The organism is Agrilactobacillus composti DSM 18527 = JCM 14202, from assembly GCF_001436375.1.
Classification (GTDB): domain Bacteria; phylum Bacillota; class Bacilli; order Lactobacillales; family Lactobacillaceae; genus Agrilactobacillus; species Agrilactobacillus composti.
Genome location: NZ_AZGA01000084.1, coordinates 108591 through 125172, shown reverse-complemented (window position 1 = coordinate 125172; position 16582 = coordinate 108591). Strand labels below are relative to the sequence as shown.

Genomic DNA, 16582 nt, shown 5'->3' with positions numbered 1-16582 from the left:
AGTCAGTTGGGACAGTGACCGACTGGAGAATCATCAATGAACGGTTGCCCGTTCCGACGGAAGCCCCGCCGCATATGCAATTAAATTTTGAACCGCATTCTCATCCCGATTCATGACCATGCCACACTCGTAACAGCGGTAAATATCATGATCGTGGTAAATACTGTCGCCTCGAAGGGTCATCTTGCCACCATAACTGTCGGCAGTCTTGATAAAGCCGCAGTTTGAACAACGCTGGGTGGACGGAAAGAAACGATCCGCGATCACCACGTGCTGATGCTGCCAAGCAGCTTTATACTCGATTGCCGTGCGCAGTCGGCGAAAGAGACTGCGCTGTAGGTTTTTGACCTTATCCTTACTCATTTTCATGCCGCGAACATTGAGGTCCTCTAAACAGAAAACTGCAAAGGTTTTAGTGATTTGCTGGCTGAACTTGTGGATCAGATCATCCTGTAAAGCATTAATCTTTTGATAAGTTCGGTTCAGCTTAGCCTGAGTCCGTTGGTAGTTCTTGGACCGAAAATGCTTGGGATTCTCCCGCCGTTTCCGGGCCAAGCGTTTTTGATAGACTTTGACTCGTTGATGCAGCACTGCCATCCGTGGTGTGAAGGTATTGACTTCACCATCATTCCAGTTAATATGGCCAACATTGAGATCAATGCCAGCTATATCCCAACTTTCATAAAAAGCTGGCCGTGGCGTATCTTCAACTGAAACAGCGATACTGGCGTAGAACTTGTCCCCGAGCTTGGTTATCGTCACGGCTTTGATCACGCCAGAAAAACGCAAGGTTTCAGCCAACTTGATAGCGGTGAAGTGATGCTTAGTCCCATGAGGCCGATCCAGTGTCAGGAATTTGCCATTAACGGTTGCCCGATCTGTTGTAAAGCTTTGCTTCGGATCCCGCTTACTGTGAAATTTGGGTCTGTGGGTGTCTGGCATGTTGGGATTGAAGAAATTCTGCCAGGCCTGATGCAAGCGATGAATAGCAGTTTGAAGTACACGGGCGGACCGTTGATACTGCCAGTCAGCCTTGTTCTGCACCAACTCATTGCGCACGCTGCGTTCACTGGGCCGTATTTTCTTATCATTCATGATAAGAGATGCTTCATGCATGTCATTCCAAGTCGTTAAACCCTGATTCCAACAGAAACGGTTGTAGTCCGTCAGCTCGGCGATAACAGTGCGTATTTCAGCATTGGGATAGCATCTGATCTTGTGAGTTTTGACTGGCATTCGATCCACCTCCTATACTCTATAGGATACCGTATCGAATATGTGTTTGTCTTCTTTCGTGCTCAAAAAATAGAAAAAAATTAAACCCCAAACTCGTCGACTGACCATGAGACTTTGATGTTGACATTTGACTATGAATGACTACATTTGATCACATAAATGATAATCATTTATGTCCTCCTAAACTATCTGCACTTACTTATTCTAATTTTAAAGAACAGCAGCCAAATTTGCAAGAAAAATCGAACGAGTGTTTAGTGTCGTTCTGCTTGTAAGGCTTGGAAAATCATGAAAAATCCGGCCATGGCGGCATTTGTCCGGACATCATTACGCTGGCGGGGAAAATGGAATAACTTCACGTCAACCGGCTGATCTTTAAAGGCCAAGCCAATATAAACAGTCCCTGCTTGTTGATCTTCTAATTTATCAGGCCCAGCAACGCCGGTAAAACCAATCCCAATATCCGCCCCTAAGCGTTGTTTACTTTGTAACGCCATGGCTGCGGCAGTTTGCTGGCTGACGACGCCGTTTTTTTCTAAATCTTTTAGTGGGATGGCCAGCATTTTAGCTTTTTGAGCCATTGCATAGGTCACAAAGCCACCAGCAAACACTTCTGAGGCCCCTGGGACCTCAGCAATCATACTTTGAAATAAGCCACCAGTCAAACTTTCTGCCGCAGTCAGAGTGGTTTTTTGCGCAATCAAAGCATTCACCACAACTTTTTGCAATGAATTATCATCCCCATACCCATAAAAATAATCGCCAACCCGCGCTTGAACTTTGGCTTCTAAGTCATTTAATAGCTTCACAGCCTCAGCCTTTTGCGGTGCTTTTGCTGTCAAGCGTAATGTGACTTCGTGATCCTTGGCATAAGTGGCCAAGGTGGGGTTAGTTTGTGAAACAATCAAATCATCCAATTCAGTGGCCAGTAAAGACTCGCCAATACCGTAAAAACGCAAGACCCGGGATAACAAAAACTCATCATGATGGGTCATGGCAATTAATAAAGGGCGTAACTTGTGCGTGACCATCGGCTTAAATTCACTTGGTGGACCAGGTAATAGGATATAGCTTACCCCATCAACCGTCGAAGCAGACCCCACCGCTAAACCATGATCATTGTCTAAAACTGTGGCATCAGCCACATAGTAGGCTTGAATTTGATTATTTGGTGTAAGTGGTCGCTGGCTTTGAGTATAAAACCCCTGTAACCGCGCCAAAGCTTTCTTATCCGGCACCAATTGCTTGCCTAAGTGTTTAGCCACAGTTTGTTTGGTCAAGTCATCTTCAGTAGGTCCTAAACCACCAATTGTGATAATTAAATCGCTGCGTGTTTGGGCCAGTTTTAAAACCGATTCCAAGCGTTTCTGATTATCACCAACAACGGTTTGATAATAGGTGTCAATCCCAATATCCGCCAAGGTTCGTGCTAAGAACTGACCATTGGTATTACTGATTTGTCCCAATAACAATTCTGTACCCACTGCAATAATTTCTGCCTTCACAAAAAACGCCCCCATATTTATAAATACGCCAAAATTGGCAAATAACGTTACTGGCAAAAATAAGGGCTTGCGGAAAAGTTATTGCTTCACCACAAACCCTGATTATATTAATAACAACTATTCATTTGTAGAGTCTACAAAGACATGCCGGTTTTGAATAAAATAATCGGCACCGGAATAAATGGTGAAAAATAGGCAAATGTATAACATCCATAAGCCAAAAGGTACATTGATCAACCCAAAGAACACATCATGCAGCAATAAAAAGATAATAGCTAACATTTGTGTCGTGGTTTTAATCTTACCTGGCATGGCCGCAGCCATGACTGCCCCATTTTGTTCCACAATCAATAACCGCAAACCAGTCACCGCTAATTCACGACAAACAATAATTGCCACGACCCAAGCCGGTGCCATGTTCAAACTGACTAAGAAAATAAATGCAGTCATCACTAACATCTTATCAGCTAAAGGATCCGCAAACTTCCCAAAATTAGTCACCAAATGATTGGCCCGGGCAATTTTACCATCCAATAAATCCGTTAATGAAGCTACGATAAACACAATGGCCGCAATTAAATGATTGACCGGTAAACTCGTTCCTAATCCGCTCAAAGTTCCCCATTGCAAAGGCAATGCCAAAAGCAAAATGAATACGGGAATCAGAATAATTCGGAACACGGTTAGTTTATTTGGTAAGTTCATTTTAAATAACCCCTATTGATTTTCTGTTGCAGTACTTTGGGCCACTCTAAAGGTATAATTTTGAACCACATTTGAAGACGTTGGCAACTTCACAGTCGTATCATTAATCTTCAATTCAGTTACCGGTGCGTTCCCTGAAGTAACCACAAACGAAGTGATGCCACTTGGTAGTTGCACAGATTGTGGTGCCGCTGCAGTTACACTCCCTTGCCATTGAGTTGTGCCATTAGCCACAACTGTGACCCAAGTTGAAGCACTAGTTGCTGAAATATTCACCGTATTATTAGCGGCTGGATAATTCTTAACTTCATAAGTTTGTCCGGCAGTGGTTTGTGTGCCACTGACCGTTGAAACCGTCATCTTGGTTGATTTGCGGCTCGATGACTTTGTACTTGAGGATTTAGAACTTGATGTCTTAGAACTCGACGCCTTAGAGCTTGAAGCTTTAGAGCTAGAAGCTTTGGAACTCGCCGCACTAGATTGGCGCTTAGACTTAGCAGCACTGTTAGATTTCGTATCGTCGACAACTTTAACAGACGCTGAAGACTGGGCAGTGTTACTAGAACTGTTATTACGTTGATGGGAAACCGTAATAAACAAGATACCTAAAATTAAAATGACCACAATACCGACAATAATGATTTGCGGCAAATAAGTCTTTAATTTTTCAAGGCGTAAGTCCCGCTTTTCATTCGTAATGCGTGAAGCTGGCTTAGTGTTGTCCTCGCGACTATCATTAGATGTTTCCTGGGTTTGACTAGTTTCAGTTTCATTAGACTGACCCGCTTCACCTGGTCCCTTAGCCGGCGTGCCTTGGTATTCTTTGAGCAATGCTTGCCCATCAAGGCCCACCGTTTGCGCATATTGTCTAATAAAAGCATTCACATAGAACTTACCTGGTAATTGATCCAAGTTGCCTTCTTCAATTGCAAGTAAGTAACGTTTTTGAATCTTGGTGATCTGTTGCAGATCATCAATGGTATAGCCCTTGTCAATTCTTGCTTGACGCAACTTTTGTCCGAGTTCATTCATTTAAATTTCACCTACTAAATTATTATCTAGTCGAGTATAACATAGCTCTTTCATGGTTTACAGAAGCAAGTTGGCTATTTCAATTAAAAAGTGCGAAATCCGCTGAATTAAAATTCGGGATAAAACGCCCTTAATTGGGCTATCATTTATCACATCAAAAATAGGGTGAAGCCTGTCTTTGTCTGGTCTGACAGTCTACTGCTTAGGAATCACATGGAAAACACTGGCATTTTTTGTATCTAAATAAACTTTTGCCAAATTCACAATATCATCGATGGTAGTTTCATGAATAATATTTAAGACATCAAATACCGTGGCCTCACCAAAGTCATAGGTATTATACAAATTGGCGATAGCTTCCACGGAATTGAAATTGAGTAAAAATGACCCAATACGTTTACGTTTTAAGCGCTCTAAGTGTGCTTGATTTAAATCCGGACTTGTGGGGCCCTTTTCAAGTAAATCCAACAATTGATCTGACAATTGACTAGGCTTTTCAGCATCGCCGTAGAGCAAAGCAAAATTAAAGGTCCGTTCATAATTACTTTCATAACCAAAGCTGTCATCAATCAAACCGTTCTTATACAAATTAGCGAAATTTTGTGACGAAACACCAAATAACATTTGCAGCAATAATTGTAATTGGATTTTGGTCTTTAAACCGGTGGCATTAATTTGAGAATTCATCGGGCCCTTAATACCCACGAAAGACTTAGCCACGCTAATAGGCATTTCAGCTAAGCGAAAAGGTAAAATATCTTCATTGCCTTGACTATCAATTGCTTTTCTTTGAGGCAAGTCGTGGGATACAAATTGTTTACGAGCCTGATTGGCTTCGATCCAGTTTAACAACGTTTCTGGATCAGTCGGGCCGGAAATAAATAGCGACATATTCTCTGGGGTATAAAAAGTGTTGTAATTCTCATATAGCTGTTCCGCTGTGATATCTTGAATCGACGCCACCGTCCCGGCAATATCCAAATGAACCGGATGTTCAGGAAATAAATTGCCAATAATGCCCATTTGCCCCCGCCAGTCGGGTTCGTCGGCATACATGTTTATTTCTTGGGCAATAATGCCCTTTTCCTTATTGACCGATTTTTCCGAGAAATAAGGATCTTGGACAAAATCTAACAATATATCTAAATTTTCATGAACCGAACCGACACTGGCAAATAAATAACTGGTTTTTGTATAGGACGTAAAGGCATTGGCATCAGCGCCATATTTGCCAAACAAATCAAAGGCATCATGGTCAGCCTTTTCAAACATTTTATGTTCCAAAAAATGCGCAATGCCGGAAGGGTACGTTTTAAACGCTGTTTGACCCACTGGGACGAACGTTTGGTCCACTGCCCCAAAATTTGTAGAGAAGATGGCAAAAGTCTTATGGAATTTTGGCTTGGGTAAAATATTGACCCGCAAGCCATTATCTAAAGTCGTGGTAAAAAAATGTTCTCCTAGATTACTAAATTCAATCTGTTGCATCTTCGTACCTCTTTTCAATGGCATAGATCGTTTGTAATTTAAAATTAGCTGCTGCTGCTTGAATAGCCGCTTTAGTCACGCCATTAACAGCCGTTGCAAAGGCTGGTGTATCCATCACCACAGCCGGTTGCAAAAATTGGAATAAATAGCGCAAATTACGCCCAAAGGGACTATCACTGCGCTGAGCAAACTGATCAATCAACAATTTTTTAGCATTGGCGATTAAGATATCTGAAACTTCTCCCGCCTGAATATGAGCGAGTTGATTTTTAATTTCCGATAAAACAATGTCTTTTTTATCACTGTCAATGCCCGTTTGTACCATGACTGTGCCGGTAAAAGCATCTAAATTACTATTAGCATAATAGGCTAGGCTTAATTTTTCCCGAACATTCATAAACAACATAGACTGAGCAGAACCACCAAAGACAGTATTAGCCACTAGATAATCAAAGTACTGGGGGCCATAATAAGTCACCGGCACTTGATACATTAAATTAAGTTTTCCTTGGGTCACCGGTAATTGTTGCTGGCCCTGGTTAACTTCAGGGGCTAAAGGTTGCTGGTAAAACAGGGGCAGTTCAGTTTGTTTAGGCCGAGGGCTTAATTCAGGCCAATCAAAGATTCTCTTAATGTCTAAGGCAGCAACATCGCCAGTGACCGTGATCACAATCTGATCTTGAACTAAAAGTTGCTCAAAATAAGCCCAAAGATTAGCCGCAGAAATGGCCTCAATGTCAGCTAGCCGCCCAGTAGTTGGTAATGCTACTGGATTGTCGGCCCCAAAGTACAAGCTCTTGGTCGCTAAAGCAGCAGCATATTGCTTGTCATCCATATAAGCTTGGACTTTATGCTTTAGATTATTTTGTTCCCGATTAAAAATAGCTTGGTCAAAAGCTGCCACGCCAGCTTCTTGGGCTGGTTCGAATAGATTCTTTTTAATTAGGGCCACTAAGGCATGCAACACATCTTCATGTTCGGGTAAAAATTGTGGTGCTGGACAAATAGCACTTAAACTCAATATAGATGTTTGCCCTTCTACATAGTGACTTAAAGAAAAGTTAGCCCCATAAAGATTCTCCAAATGCACGGCAATTTGATCGGGGGTTTTTTCCGTGTTATTACTATTTTCTAAAATGGCCGCTAAAAGCGCACGCTTGCTAATATTGGCTTTTTGCAAAGGTTCTAAAAAATTAATGGTAAAATTAATTGTTTTGAACTTATCGGTTTGATCGATCTGTAAATAAATTCCCTGATGAATTTGATCCATTCAAGTGCCTCCATAAATTAGCATCTAAAAAAATAAAAGATTGGTATTATGAGCCATTGCTAGTAAATCATATCAAAAAAAATGTAACCTGACAAAATCAGACGCCCGCTAGGTCATTAATCAGCCTCAGATTTAGGTTTTAATACTTTTCTCGGCCGACTACCATCCGCTGGTCCCACGATGCCACGGGCTTCCATTTCGTCCACCAGCCGAGCGGCATGATTATACCCAATGCGAAAACGCCGTTGTAACATAGAAACACTGGCCTTTTGTTGTTGGGTCACTAAGTCCACCGCTTGCTGATAGAATTCATCTTCTGGTTCGGCCATATCAGCTTGATCATCTGTATCACTGGGTACCATTGATTCGTCGTATTGAACCGCTTGTTGTTGGGACACGTAGGCCACGACGGCCTCTACATCCTTCACCGAAATGAAGGCACCTTGGATACGCACAGGTTTATTAGTGCCAATTGGCGAAAATAGCATGTCGCCTCTGCCCAGCAATTTCTCCGCCCCAATCGTGTCTAGAATTGTCCGGGAATCAATCCCGCTGGACACCGCAAAGGCAATTCTAGAGGGGATGTTCGCCTTGATCAGCCCTGTGATCACGTCAACACTTGGCCGTTGCGTTGCGATAATCATATGAATACCCGCAGCCCGGGCCATTTGTGCCAACCGCACAATGGCACTTTCCACTTCATTACCAGCAACCATCATTAAATCAGATAATTCATCGACGATCACCACAATATAGGGTAGAAGTTCCAAAGTGTTATTATCTGGTGCTTCTGCGCGGGTCTGGGTCACCATTTGGTTATATTCTGACATGTTGCGCACACTGTTATCAGCAAAGAGCTGATAACGTCGTTCCATTTCTTTAACGACCTTATTCAGGGCCCCAGCAGCCTTTTTGGCATCCGTCACCACCGGTATGAGCAAATGGGGAATGCCATTATAGACGTTTAATTCCACCATTTTAGGATCTACTAGCATCAAACGCACCTGTTCTGGTCGTGCCCGCATCAAGATACTCGTGATGATCGTGTTGATTGCCACGGATTTCCCACTGCCAGTAGAACCGGCAATCAATAAATGGGGCATCTTAGTTAGATCCATCGTGATAATTTGCCCGGTCACATCCTGACCTAATGGGACTTCTAAAATCTTATCAGGATGATTAGGGGTATGCTCAATGACATTGCGAAAAGACACGGGGGCAACTTGCTTATTAGGCACTTCGATTCCCACGTAGGGTTTACCTGGAATTGGTGCTTCAATCCGAATATCCTTGGCAGCTAAGGCCATGGCTAAATCATCAGCTAAATTAACAATTTTACTGACCTTCACCCCAATGGCCGGTTGAACCTCATATTTTGTAATGGATGGCCCTAAACTAGCACTTTTTACCGTGACATCAACCCCAAAGGAATCTAAAGTTGCCCTTAATTTCTCACGATTTTGCTTAATAACAGCATATTCTTGGCTTTGATCGGCAGCTGGTACTTGGGTTAACAGGGTTGGTGCTGGCAGTTGGTAATTTGAAGGTGTCACTGTATTTGAAAAATGAGGTGCAGTCGTTTTTGGGGTTGTTTCTGCAGGTTTGGCTGGTTCAGCCATACTTTTCGCAGAATGAATCTCAAAGTTATCCGGTGCTAAGTCAACGGCTGCTTTAGGTTGGGCAGCGCTGGCTTTAGCCTTATCTGTCTTGGTTGGTCGTGGTGCTTTTGGCGTACCCTTGGTTTTTGAAACGGGTACCTTTATTTTTACCTTAGACAAATCGATATGTTGGCCCACAGCCTGAACTAAATTCATGGTGTGTTCACCCAGCCAGCTAATGCCTAGGTACAATACGTGGGCCACTTTTGAAAAGGGAACGTCAAATAAAACCAACGCCCCCGCAAAAACAACCAGACTGCTGATCACATAAGTGCCAATTTGCCCCAACAGTGGATAAGAAAAAGTATAAATCAGCGCCCCTAACATGCCCCCGCCAATGTGTTCTGTGACGGCTAAGCGGGCAAAATCAGCGCTTAATAGTGTCAACGTTGTATTCAAAAAATTATTGTGAATGTTTAACCCACTCAATGTATAGGCGCTTAAACTCAGCAATACGCCCACATAACCAATTAAACTCCCCCAGACATATCGCAACTTAATAAGGGGATTATGGCCCTTTAATACGAGATACAGCCCGTAAGCACCAATGACCAAGGCTAATAAGTTATGCGTATCGCCACCGATAAAACGGAACACATTTGCAAATAAAACGCCCAATGCACCCCATTGAAAGAAACTAAATACAGCTATAAATAATAGAATAAATCCAATCATATTATTGGATAAATCAACTTTTTTTTTGCTAGAGCGCTTGGTTCGTGATGGTTTCCGTTGTCGGATGTTATTTTTTGTCTGTGCCAATTAAAACACCCCACTATCTATTTTGGCAGCTACTAACCTGAATTTAGCAAACTATCGCCCTATCATTCAACAGTTAACCATAAAATTATGAAATGTTTAAGAAAAAGCGACCATAATTGTTAACGGATTTCAACACCTAACGTGGCTATTAAACTAGCCGCCTGAAATTGATTGATAATTAACCCCTGCAAATAGGCTGGTGTAAATTCAATGGTCGTAAACTCACTTTTTGACAGATCGACGCCCTTTAACTTCGAGCCGGAAAAACTACTCTCATCAAATGTACAATCAGTTGTTAACAACCCCGAATTGAAGGTCACATCGTAAAATAAAGCTTCTTTGAAGCTGGTATCTCGCAGTTGACAATGGGTCATTTTTGAACTGCTAAAGTTAATATAATCAGCCCGACAAGCGCTTAATTGCGTATCTTTCCACGTGTTCTCAAAGCATTCAACGCCCAATAAATTACAAGTATCAAACTTATCCCTGTAAAAAACGCTTTGTTCAAAATGCTTATTTGAAAAATTGATCCCCTTAAAAGAACAGTCTAACCATTCACTATGGCTAAAATCGGTTTGTTCAAAGGTACAGTTCACAAAATTCACATCGGCTATCCGGATTTTTTGGGTACCCACCAAAAAATGACAATTCTGATAATCCTGGCCAGCTTCAATTTTATCTAATCCCAATTCTTCGTTATGTATCATGTTAATTTACCTCCTGGCGATTATCACCGCCGCCAAAATAGCTTGCAACTAAAAAGAACTAAAGCAAAAATAATTTCTGCTTTAGTTCAAGATAGCTTGTGGTTTAAAAACTTATTTTAATTTATCATGTTCATAAATATGTTCTCTTTCTAAACCAGCAAACTGCTGTTGCCGCAAGGCTTCAAAAATGACGATAGCGGCACTATTGGATAAATTTAAGGCCCGCACTTTATCCGTCATGGGGATACGCAAACACTTTTCAGGGTTGTCGCGCATGAAGTCTTCTGGCAAGCCGGTGGTTTCCTTACCGAAAAGAAAATAATGATCCACCGCTGTATCGGAAAAGTCCCGATCAGTATACGTTTCATCTGAAAACTTCGTGATTAAATATAGATACTTATCATCTGGAATCGTTGCTAAGAAAGCTTTTAAATCGTCATGATAGACAATATTCACATCATGCCAATAATCTAAGCCGGCCCGTTTTAAAGATTTATCATCAGTCCGAAAGCCAAGGGGATAGATAAGGTGTAAAACAGTATCTGTGGCGGCACAAGTACGGGCAATATTACCTGTATTTGACGGCATCAAAGGTTCAAATAATGCAATATGATTGGTCAAATTTTTTCGCTCCATTCAAGTTTTTATCATGTTTTTATGAAAATACACGGGCTATAGTTCAATTCTAAGTCAAAAAAAGCTCAAAAAAAAACGCATCGTTTCGGTGGCAATCACAGCAAAACGTTACGTTAGTAAGACCTTTGATCATAACCTTTTATCAAAATATCTTCTGAGAAAAGCCTATGAAAAAAACCTTGTTAATAATATATCATTAACACAGCCAAGTTTCAATGCTTACACAGTTCTGTAATCAAATTGTTACAGAAGCGATACTTAAATCTACGGTGATTGTCGTCAATGCGCTTATATCAAAGCGCTCAGGCGCCACCTGCCAAGTTAACGGCGTCATGGCAAACAGGTCCGCAGCCAATGTTGGTGTTAGTGGAAAATCATATTTCAGAGTTTCAAAAATGGCCTGGGGAAAATTGGCCTTGAAATGATCTTGGACCGGTTTGGGGTCATAGGTGGCCTTAGTCCCACTAGGATACACCAAGTGCCGTAATTCTTGTAAATAATTGGCGTTAGGCATCACTTTGATAATTTGGCCTTGGGGTTTGAGGACGCGTTTGAACTCTTGATAATTGCTGGGAGATAAAATATTGATAACATCTGAAAAATGGTTGCTGGCAAAAGGCATATGGGCTAAGTCAGCTACAAAAAATGCCGTATCGTCTCGAAAATCCGCACCAGAAACCGCTAAGTTAATCGCTGGCTTGGAGATGTCAAAGGCAAAGTAGTGGCCGACGTGCTTGGCAGCGATGGTTTTGATTTGACTACCTTCCCCACAGCCGGCATCAATCACGGCTGTGCCTTGTAGTAAGGTGGCAATCCGATTTAAAACCGGGGCAAATAAGCCGGCTTGAATCACGTGTTGGCGTTTGGCCAACATGTCAGTGGTATATTCAGTGGGCACGGGGGCCTTTAAGAAAAAAACCGAGCCCTTCTTGGCAATATCAAAACTGTGCCCTTTTTGACAAATTAAAGCATTATCAGCTACCTGCACAAACGGTGTCTGACAGACTGGACAGCGCAGGGCTGTTAGTTGTGTTTTTAAAAAGTGGGCGCTGATGGCGTTTTTTTTCACGAAAATGACCTCTTCTATCCCGGATATGTTAGAATTATGACAATCAAAATATACATAAGAGGGAGTTCAATAAATGTTACTGGCATATGATTATGATAGCAAGAATAAATTGGTAAAACAAACCAACATCAAACCGGGAATGTGGATCAATGCCCTGGACCCCACGCCAGAAGAAATCAAACAACTCCAAAGTAAAACCAATGTGCCTTTGGATTACATCTATTACAGTCTTGATCGTGATGAAAGCGCGCGGACAGAATACGACGAAGATTACAAAACCACTTTAGTCATCTTTGACGTTCCCCAGATTAAACGTCAAAAAAACCACAACTTCACTTACCGAACTACCCCCATTGGGCTATTGATCAAAGATGATTTTTTAATCACCATCAGCATTACCCGCAAGCCTTTTTTAGATTCTTTTTCTGACAATCGCCGTGCTTTAGATATTAAAAACCCTTACAAAGGCTGTCTGCAAATCATCAGTCATATCATTTCTAATTACCAGCGTTACCTCAAGGATATGAACCGGGTCCGTGAACATGTGGAAAATCGCCTGCAAGTTTCTTTACAAAATGAACAACTCTATAGTTTAATGGGGGTGCAACGCGGGTTAGTTTATTTTTTACTCTCCCTTAGAACTGATCGTAATGTGTTAGAAACATTGCATCGGGTGAGCACTTTTAAACTCAGTGAAGCCACCGATGATTTTTTGGATGATATCCTCATTGAAAATCAACAAGCTGTGGAAATGGCCCAGATCTCCAATACAATCATCAATGAAACCACTGATACCTACTCTTCAATCATCAACAACAATATGAACCAAGTTATGAAATTTTTAACGACTTATTCAATTATTCTAACAATTCCAACTTTAGTGTTCTCTTTTTATGGTATGAACGTGGATCTGCCGGTATCCAAGTATCATATCAGTTGGATCATTACCATTATAATTTCTGTCGTGATATCTTTAATAGTTGCCTTTAGATTCTGGCAAAAAAAATATTTTAAGTGAGATGATAGGTTATGGAAAAACATTTAACAGTTAATTTAAACGATGCGGGCATGGTCATGACCAACAAGGGGCAAACCGTGCATATCGGCCACGGTAGCGGTGAAGTTTCACCGGTCAAACTCCTGCAAACCGCTGCAGCAGCTTGTACCCTAGGCACTTATCGAATCATTTTAGAAAACTCAAAAATTCCTTATTCTGATTTAAGTATTGAAAGCACCATGATTCAAGCTGATACAGCTCCTAATCAAGTTAAAGCACTCAAGATGGTCTTGACGGTCCGTGGCGCCAAAGCGACAGATGAAAAACTCGCCCTGATCTTAAAAATGACCCATCGCTCTTGTACCGTGGTTCAGTCCATTCAAGGGACTATTGATGTGGATACCCAGTTGGTAATTGCCCAAGCATAAAAAATATTGAGGTGACGCGATGCTAAAGAACTTAAAAGAAACCATTAAACAATTAAATCTTACCTCGGAATTACTCCTGAGTAAGATGGGGGTAGAAGTTGAAGAACATCGCCTCAAGACTGATGGTCATCTCAGTGATTATCCTTATCCCAGCGAATTTGGTTCCAGAAATTACCACCCAACTTTGCAATCGGACTTTGGCGAATCCCAGATGGAACTCGTCACAATTCCCAAGAATCGGGAAGCTGAAGTTTTAGAATATCTAGATGTTTTGCAAAGTATCGTGCAAAAACATCTACGGCCAGATGAAGTTATTTGGCCTTTAAGTATGCCACCACGGTTATCCACCACTGATAAACAATTCATTTCAACCCACTTTGGCCGACCAAAGTTTCAATCCTATCGCGATTACCTGAAAAAAGTATATGGGGTGGAACAAGAATTGATCACCGGTTTACACATTAATGTGAGTATCCCCGAAACTATTTTTGAAAAACTCTATAATGATCAAAAAAACACCCTTGATCAGAGTTTTGTTGCTTTTAAAAATGAGCTTTATTTTCGCATCTCCCAAAATATGGCCTTAGATCGCTGGTTGATCACTTACTTTTTCGGCGCATCCCCGATTACTGAAAATCATTATTGGCGCTTGCCTGCTGATTTACAAGCACCCGTCCGCAGCATTCGCTCCAGCTCTTATGGCTTTAGTAACACGCCTGATATCAAAATCGGTTATCAATCATTGCGCGCTCAAATTGATGCTATTGATCACTATATCGCCAATAACCAATTCTTTTCTACCCATGAATTCTATGGCCCAGTCCGGGTAAAGGCAGCCGATGACCTCACCACTCTGGAAAAAAATGGTATCAAGTACCTGGAGATGCGCATGTTTGATTTAGATCCTTATGAACGGGATCTAGTGGGCAACAATCGCCTGCTTTTTATTAAATTAATGGTGCTCAACAGTCTGATCCAACAACCCCCGGCTGATATGGATCAAGCCTATACCCAGGCCAACCAGTTAAATGAACAAGTTGCCTTAGGTGAACCCCACAGTCAACCAAAGTGGTTTAAGACCCGGGCAAAGGCTTATTTTGATCAGCTCTATGATTTAATTGCCACGTTAGATCTGCCGGCCGTATTTGCCAATATTTTGACCACCCTGCAACAGCAAATCGATGATCCGCAGCTGACGCTTGGTGCCAGAGTGGCCGATCAGATCCAGGCCCATAGCCTTGTACCTTTTGGTCTAAAACAAGGTCAGGCCCACTTTCAAGCTTATTTAAAAGACAACACCACCGCTCTGCCCGTTTTAGCTGATAAGCTTAGTCCCAGCCAGCAGTTATTGGTGGAACGGGCCATTATTCATGGCTTAGATGTGGATTGGTCTAAAGGTGTCGTTCATTTAAAATGCCAACGTCAAAAAGACACGGTGACCCAAATCCAGTTTGCGAACGCCCGGGACGTTGATGCTTGGTTAATTGCTAAATTTGGTACAATAAAGCAGTAAACAGGATTTATCTTTCGTGTTTTAAGAAAATTTATAATAAATAACAGTATTTATTTGACTTTTCATCGTAAATTAGGTAAATTATACAAGGCTCGTATGGGCCTTGTTTTTTTGTCCTGAAATTGTTACTGAATAGGAGCGATTCAAATATGATTAATGAGCTACAGGTTTTCGACTATGAAGATATCCAACTGGTTCCTAACAAATGTATCATCAAAAGCCGCTCAGAGGCTGATACGACCGTCAATTTTGGTGGACACCGCTTCAAAATTCCTGTTGTTCCTGCAAACATGCAAACCATTATCGACGCACCCTTGGCCGAATGGTTAGCAACTAACGATTACTTTTATATCATGCATCGGTTTGAACCAGAAAAACGTTTAGACTTCGTCAAAAATATGCATGCTAAAAACCTCTTCGCCTCGATTAGTGTGGGCGTTAAACCTGATGAATACGACTTTATTAATGCTTTAGCTGCTGAAAAATTAAACCCTGAATTTATTACCATCGACGTGGCCCATGGCCATTCCCAAACTGTCATCGACATGATTCAACATATCAAACAAGCCTTGCCTGATACTTTCGTGATTGCCGGTAACGTGGGGACGCCTGAAGGTGTTCGTGAACTTGAAAATGCTGGCGCTGATGCCACGAAAGTCGGCATTGGCCCTGGTAAAGTTTGTATCACTAAGATCAAAACTGGTTTTGGCACTGGGGGCTGGCAATTAGCTGCCGTGCGCTGGTGTGCCAAGGCCGCCCGCAAACCAATTATCGCCGATGGTGGTGTTCGCACCAATGGCGATATTGCTAAATCCATCCGCTTCGGTGCTTCCATGGTCATGATTGGTTCTTTATTTGCTGGCCATGAAGAAACACCTGGCAAAACTGTGAAAAAAGATGGCGAAATCTTCAAAGAATACTATGGCTCAGCTTCTTCTTATCAAAAAGGTGATCACCATAACGTTGAAGGTAAAAAAATGTTGTTACCTTATAAAGGCCATATTTCTGATACGTTGACTGAAATGCATGAAGATCTGCAGTCTTCCATTTCTTACGCCGGGGGCCGTGATTTAGACTCCTTACGGACAGTAGATTATGTCATCGTTAAAAACTCAATTTTCAATGGTGATACTATCTAAATTCTTAAATTTAACCAGCGGCTTACTTTTCATAAGTAAGCCGTTTGTGTTATACTAACCCATGACTCTATTGCTAACGATAAATATCGCGAATTCGTTCGCCTAAACTGAACAAAAAGCCACTATAAAAGAGGTGTTTACTGAATGGCTAAAAAATCAAAAATTGCTAAGGAAAAGAAGATTGAAGCAACCGTCGCCAAGTATGCTCAAGTTCGCGAAGAACTAAAGGCTAAAGGTGATTACGTGGCTTTATCTAAATTACCCCGCAATGCTTCTCCTGTCCGCATTCATCGCCGGGACCAATTAGATGGTCGGCCCCATGCCTTTATGCGTAAGTTCGGCATGTCTCGGATCAACTTTAGAGAACTCGCCCACAAGGGTCAAATCCCGGGTGTTCGTAAAGCTAGCTGGTAATTTATAAAAATAGACCCCACTGG

15 protein-coding genes are annotated in these 16582 nt (G+C 41.8%); 5 read left to right on the top strand and 10 right to left on the bottom strand.

The window, feature by feature from the left end:
- Positions 1–33: 33 nt before the first annotated feature.
- The 10 genes from FC83_RS14115 to FC83_RS14070 all read right to left on the bottom strand — a co-directional run bounded on the left by FC83_RS14115 (position 34) and on the right by FC83_RS14070 (position 12068).
- Positions 34–1236 carry an RNA-guided endonuclease InsQ/TnpB family protein gene (locus FC83_RS14115; RefSeq protein WP_035454703.1) on the bottom strand — a complete coding sequence of 401 codons (1203 nt, stop codon included), beginning with the start codon at positions 1234–1236 and terminating at the stop codon, positions 34–36.
- 254 nt (positions 1237–1490) lie between these two features.
- Positions 1491–2741, bottom strand: a complete 1251-nt coding sequence (locus FC83_RS14110) for a competence/damage-inducible protein A (protein WP_035454701.1) — start codon at positions 2739–2741, stop codon at positions 1491–1493.
- Between the two features lie 117 nt (positions 2742–2858).
- Positions 2859–3446, bottom strand: coding sequence for a CDP-diacylglycerol--glycerol-3-phosphate 3-phosphatidyltransferase (pgsA, locus tag FC83_RS14105; RefSeq protein ID WP_035454699.1), 588 nt, complete (start codon positions 3444–3446; stop codon positions 2859–2861).
- Between the two features lie 12 nt (positions 3447–3458).
- On the bottom strand, positions 3459–4478 hold the full coding sequence (locus FC83_RS14100; protein ID WP_035454697.1) for a helix-turn-helix domain-containing protein: 1020 nt from the start codon (positions 4476–4478) through the stop codon (positions 3459–3461).
- Positions 4479–4673: 195 nt separating this feature from the next.
- Complete coding sequence (gene yfmH / locus FC83_RS14095) at positions 4674–5966, bottom strand: EF-P 5-aminopentanol modification-associated protein YfmH (RefSeq protein WP_035454695.1); 1293 nt, start codon at positions 5964–5966, stop codon at positions 4674–4676.
- The gene (yfmF, locus tag FC83_RS14090) at positions 5953–7236 is read right to left on the bottom strand and encodes an EF-P 5-aminopentanol modification-associated protein YfmF (RefSeq protein WP_035454693.1); all 1284 of its coding nucleotides are present in this window, start codon (positions 7234–7236) and stop codon (positions 5953–5955) included. Before yfmF ends, yfmH begins: the two co-directional genes overlap by 14 nt.
- Positions 7237–7352: 116 nt before the next feature.
- On the bottom strand, positions 7353–9569 hold the full coding sequence (locus tag FC83_RS14085) for a DNA translocase FtsK (RefSeq protein ID WP_081763041.1): 2217 nt from the start codon (positions 9567–9569) through the stop codon (positions 7353–7355).
- A gap of 206 nt (positions 9570–9775) precedes the next feature.
- Complete coding sequence (locus FC83_RS14080) at positions 9776–10363, bottom strand: pentapeptide repeat-containing protein (protein WP_057002910.1); 588 nt, start codon at positions 10361–10363, stop codon at positions 9776–9778.
- A gap of 111 nt (positions 10364–10474) precedes the next feature.
- Positions 10475–10984 carry a tRNA (uridine(34)/cytosine(34)/5-carboxymethylaminomethyluridine(34)-2'-O)-methyltransferase TrmL gene (gene trmL / locus FC83_RS14075; RefSeq protein WP_035452116.1) on the bottom strand — a complete coding sequence of 170 codons (510 nt, stop codon included), beginning with the start codon at positions 10982–10984 and terminating at the stop codon, positions 10475–10477.
- A gap of 250 nt (positions 10985–11234) precedes the next feature.
- The gene (locus FC83_RS14070; protein ID WP_035452118.1) at positions 11235–12068 is read right to left on the bottom strand and encodes a methyltransferase domain-containing protein; all 834 of its coding nucleotides are present in this window, start codon (positions 12066–12068) and stop codon (positions 11235–11237) included.
- 73 nt (positions 12069–12141) lie between these two features.
- Here FC83_RS14070 and FC83_RS14065 point away from each other — a divergent pair, with 73 nt between their 5' ends.
- The 5 genes from FC83_RS14065 (at position 12142) to rpsN (ending at position 16559) form a co-directional block, all read left to right on the top strand.
- Positions 12142–13086: a magnesium transporter CorA family protein gene (locus FC83_RS14065; protein ID WP_057002909.1), complete on the top strand. Its 945-nt coding sequence runs from the start codon at positions 12142–12144 to the stop codon at positions 13084–13086.
- An 11-nt stretch (positions 13087–13097) separates the two neighbouring features.
- A complete protein-coding gene (locus tag FC83_RS14060) occupies positions 13098–13493 on the top strand; it encodes an OsmC family protein (RefSeq protein WP_035452120.1) in 396 nt (131 codons plus the stop codon).
- 19 nt (positions 13494–13512) lie between these two features.
- Entirely contained in the window at positions 13513–15006 is a 1494-nt protein-coding gene (locus FC83_RS14055; RefSeq protein WP_057002908.1) for a hypothetical protein, read from the top strand.
- Between the two features lie 149 nt (positions 15007–15155).
- The gene (gene guaC, locus FC83_RS14050; RefSeq protein ID WP_035452123.1) at positions 15156–16145 is read left to right on the top strand and encodes a GMP reductase; all 990 of its coding nucleotides are present in this window, start codon (positions 15156–15158) and stop codon (positions 16143–16145) included.
- Positions 16146–16289: 144 nt separating this feature from the next.
- The gene (gene rpsN, locus FC83_RS14045) at positions 16290–16559 is read left to right on the top strand and encodes a 30S ribosomal protein S14 (RefSeq protein WP_035452125.1); all 270 of its coding nucleotides are present in this window, start codon (positions 16290–16292) and stop codon (positions 16557–16559) included.
- Positions 16560–16582: the final 23 nt, after the last annotated feature.

Coding starts and splice junctions, on each gene's coding strand:
- FC83_RS14115 (WP_035454703.1), bottom strand. CDS start 1,236: ATGCCAGTCAAAACTCACAAGATCAGATGCTATCCCAATGCTGAAATA.
- pgsA (WP_035454699.1), bottom strand. CDS start 3,446: ATGAACTTACCAAATAAACTAACCGTGTTCCGAATTATTCTGATTCCC.
- FC83_RS14100 (WP_035454697.1), bottom strand. CDS start 4,478: ATGAATGAACTCGGACAAAAGTTGCGTCAAGCAAGAATTGACAAGGGC.
- yfmH (WP_035454695.1), bottom strand. CDS start 5,966: ATGCAACAGATTGAATTTAGTAATCTAGGAGAACATTTTTTTACCACG.
- yfmF (WP_035454693.1), bottom strand. CDS start 7,236: ATGGATCAAATTCATCAGGGAATTTATTTACAGATCGATCAAACCGAT.
- FC83_RS14085 (WP_081763041.1), bottom strand. CDS start 9,569: ATGATTGGATTTATTCTATTATTTATAGCTGTATTTAGTTTCTTTCAA.
- FC83_RS14080 (WP_057002910.1), bottom strand. CDS start 10,363: ATGATACATAACGAAGAATTGGGATTAGATAAAATTGAAGCTGGCCAG.
- FC83_RS14065 (WP_057002909.1), top strand. CDS start 12,142: ATGTTACTGGCATATGATTATGATAGCAAGAATAAATTGGTAAAACAA.
- FC83_RS14060 (WP_035452120.1), top strand. CDS start 13,098: ATGGAAAAACATTTAACAGTTAATTTAAACGATGCGGGCATGGTCATG.
- FC83_RS14055 (WP_057002908.1), top strand. CDS start 13,513: ATGCTAAAGAACTTAAAAGAAACCATTAAACAATTAAATCTTACCTCG.
- guaC (WP_035452123.1), top strand. CDS start 15,156: ATGATTAATGAGCTACAGGTTTTCGACTATGAAGATATCCAACTGGTT.
- rpsN (WP_035452125.1), top strand. CDS start 16,290: ATGGCTAAAAAATCAAAAATTGCTAAGGAAAAGAAGATTGAAGCAACC.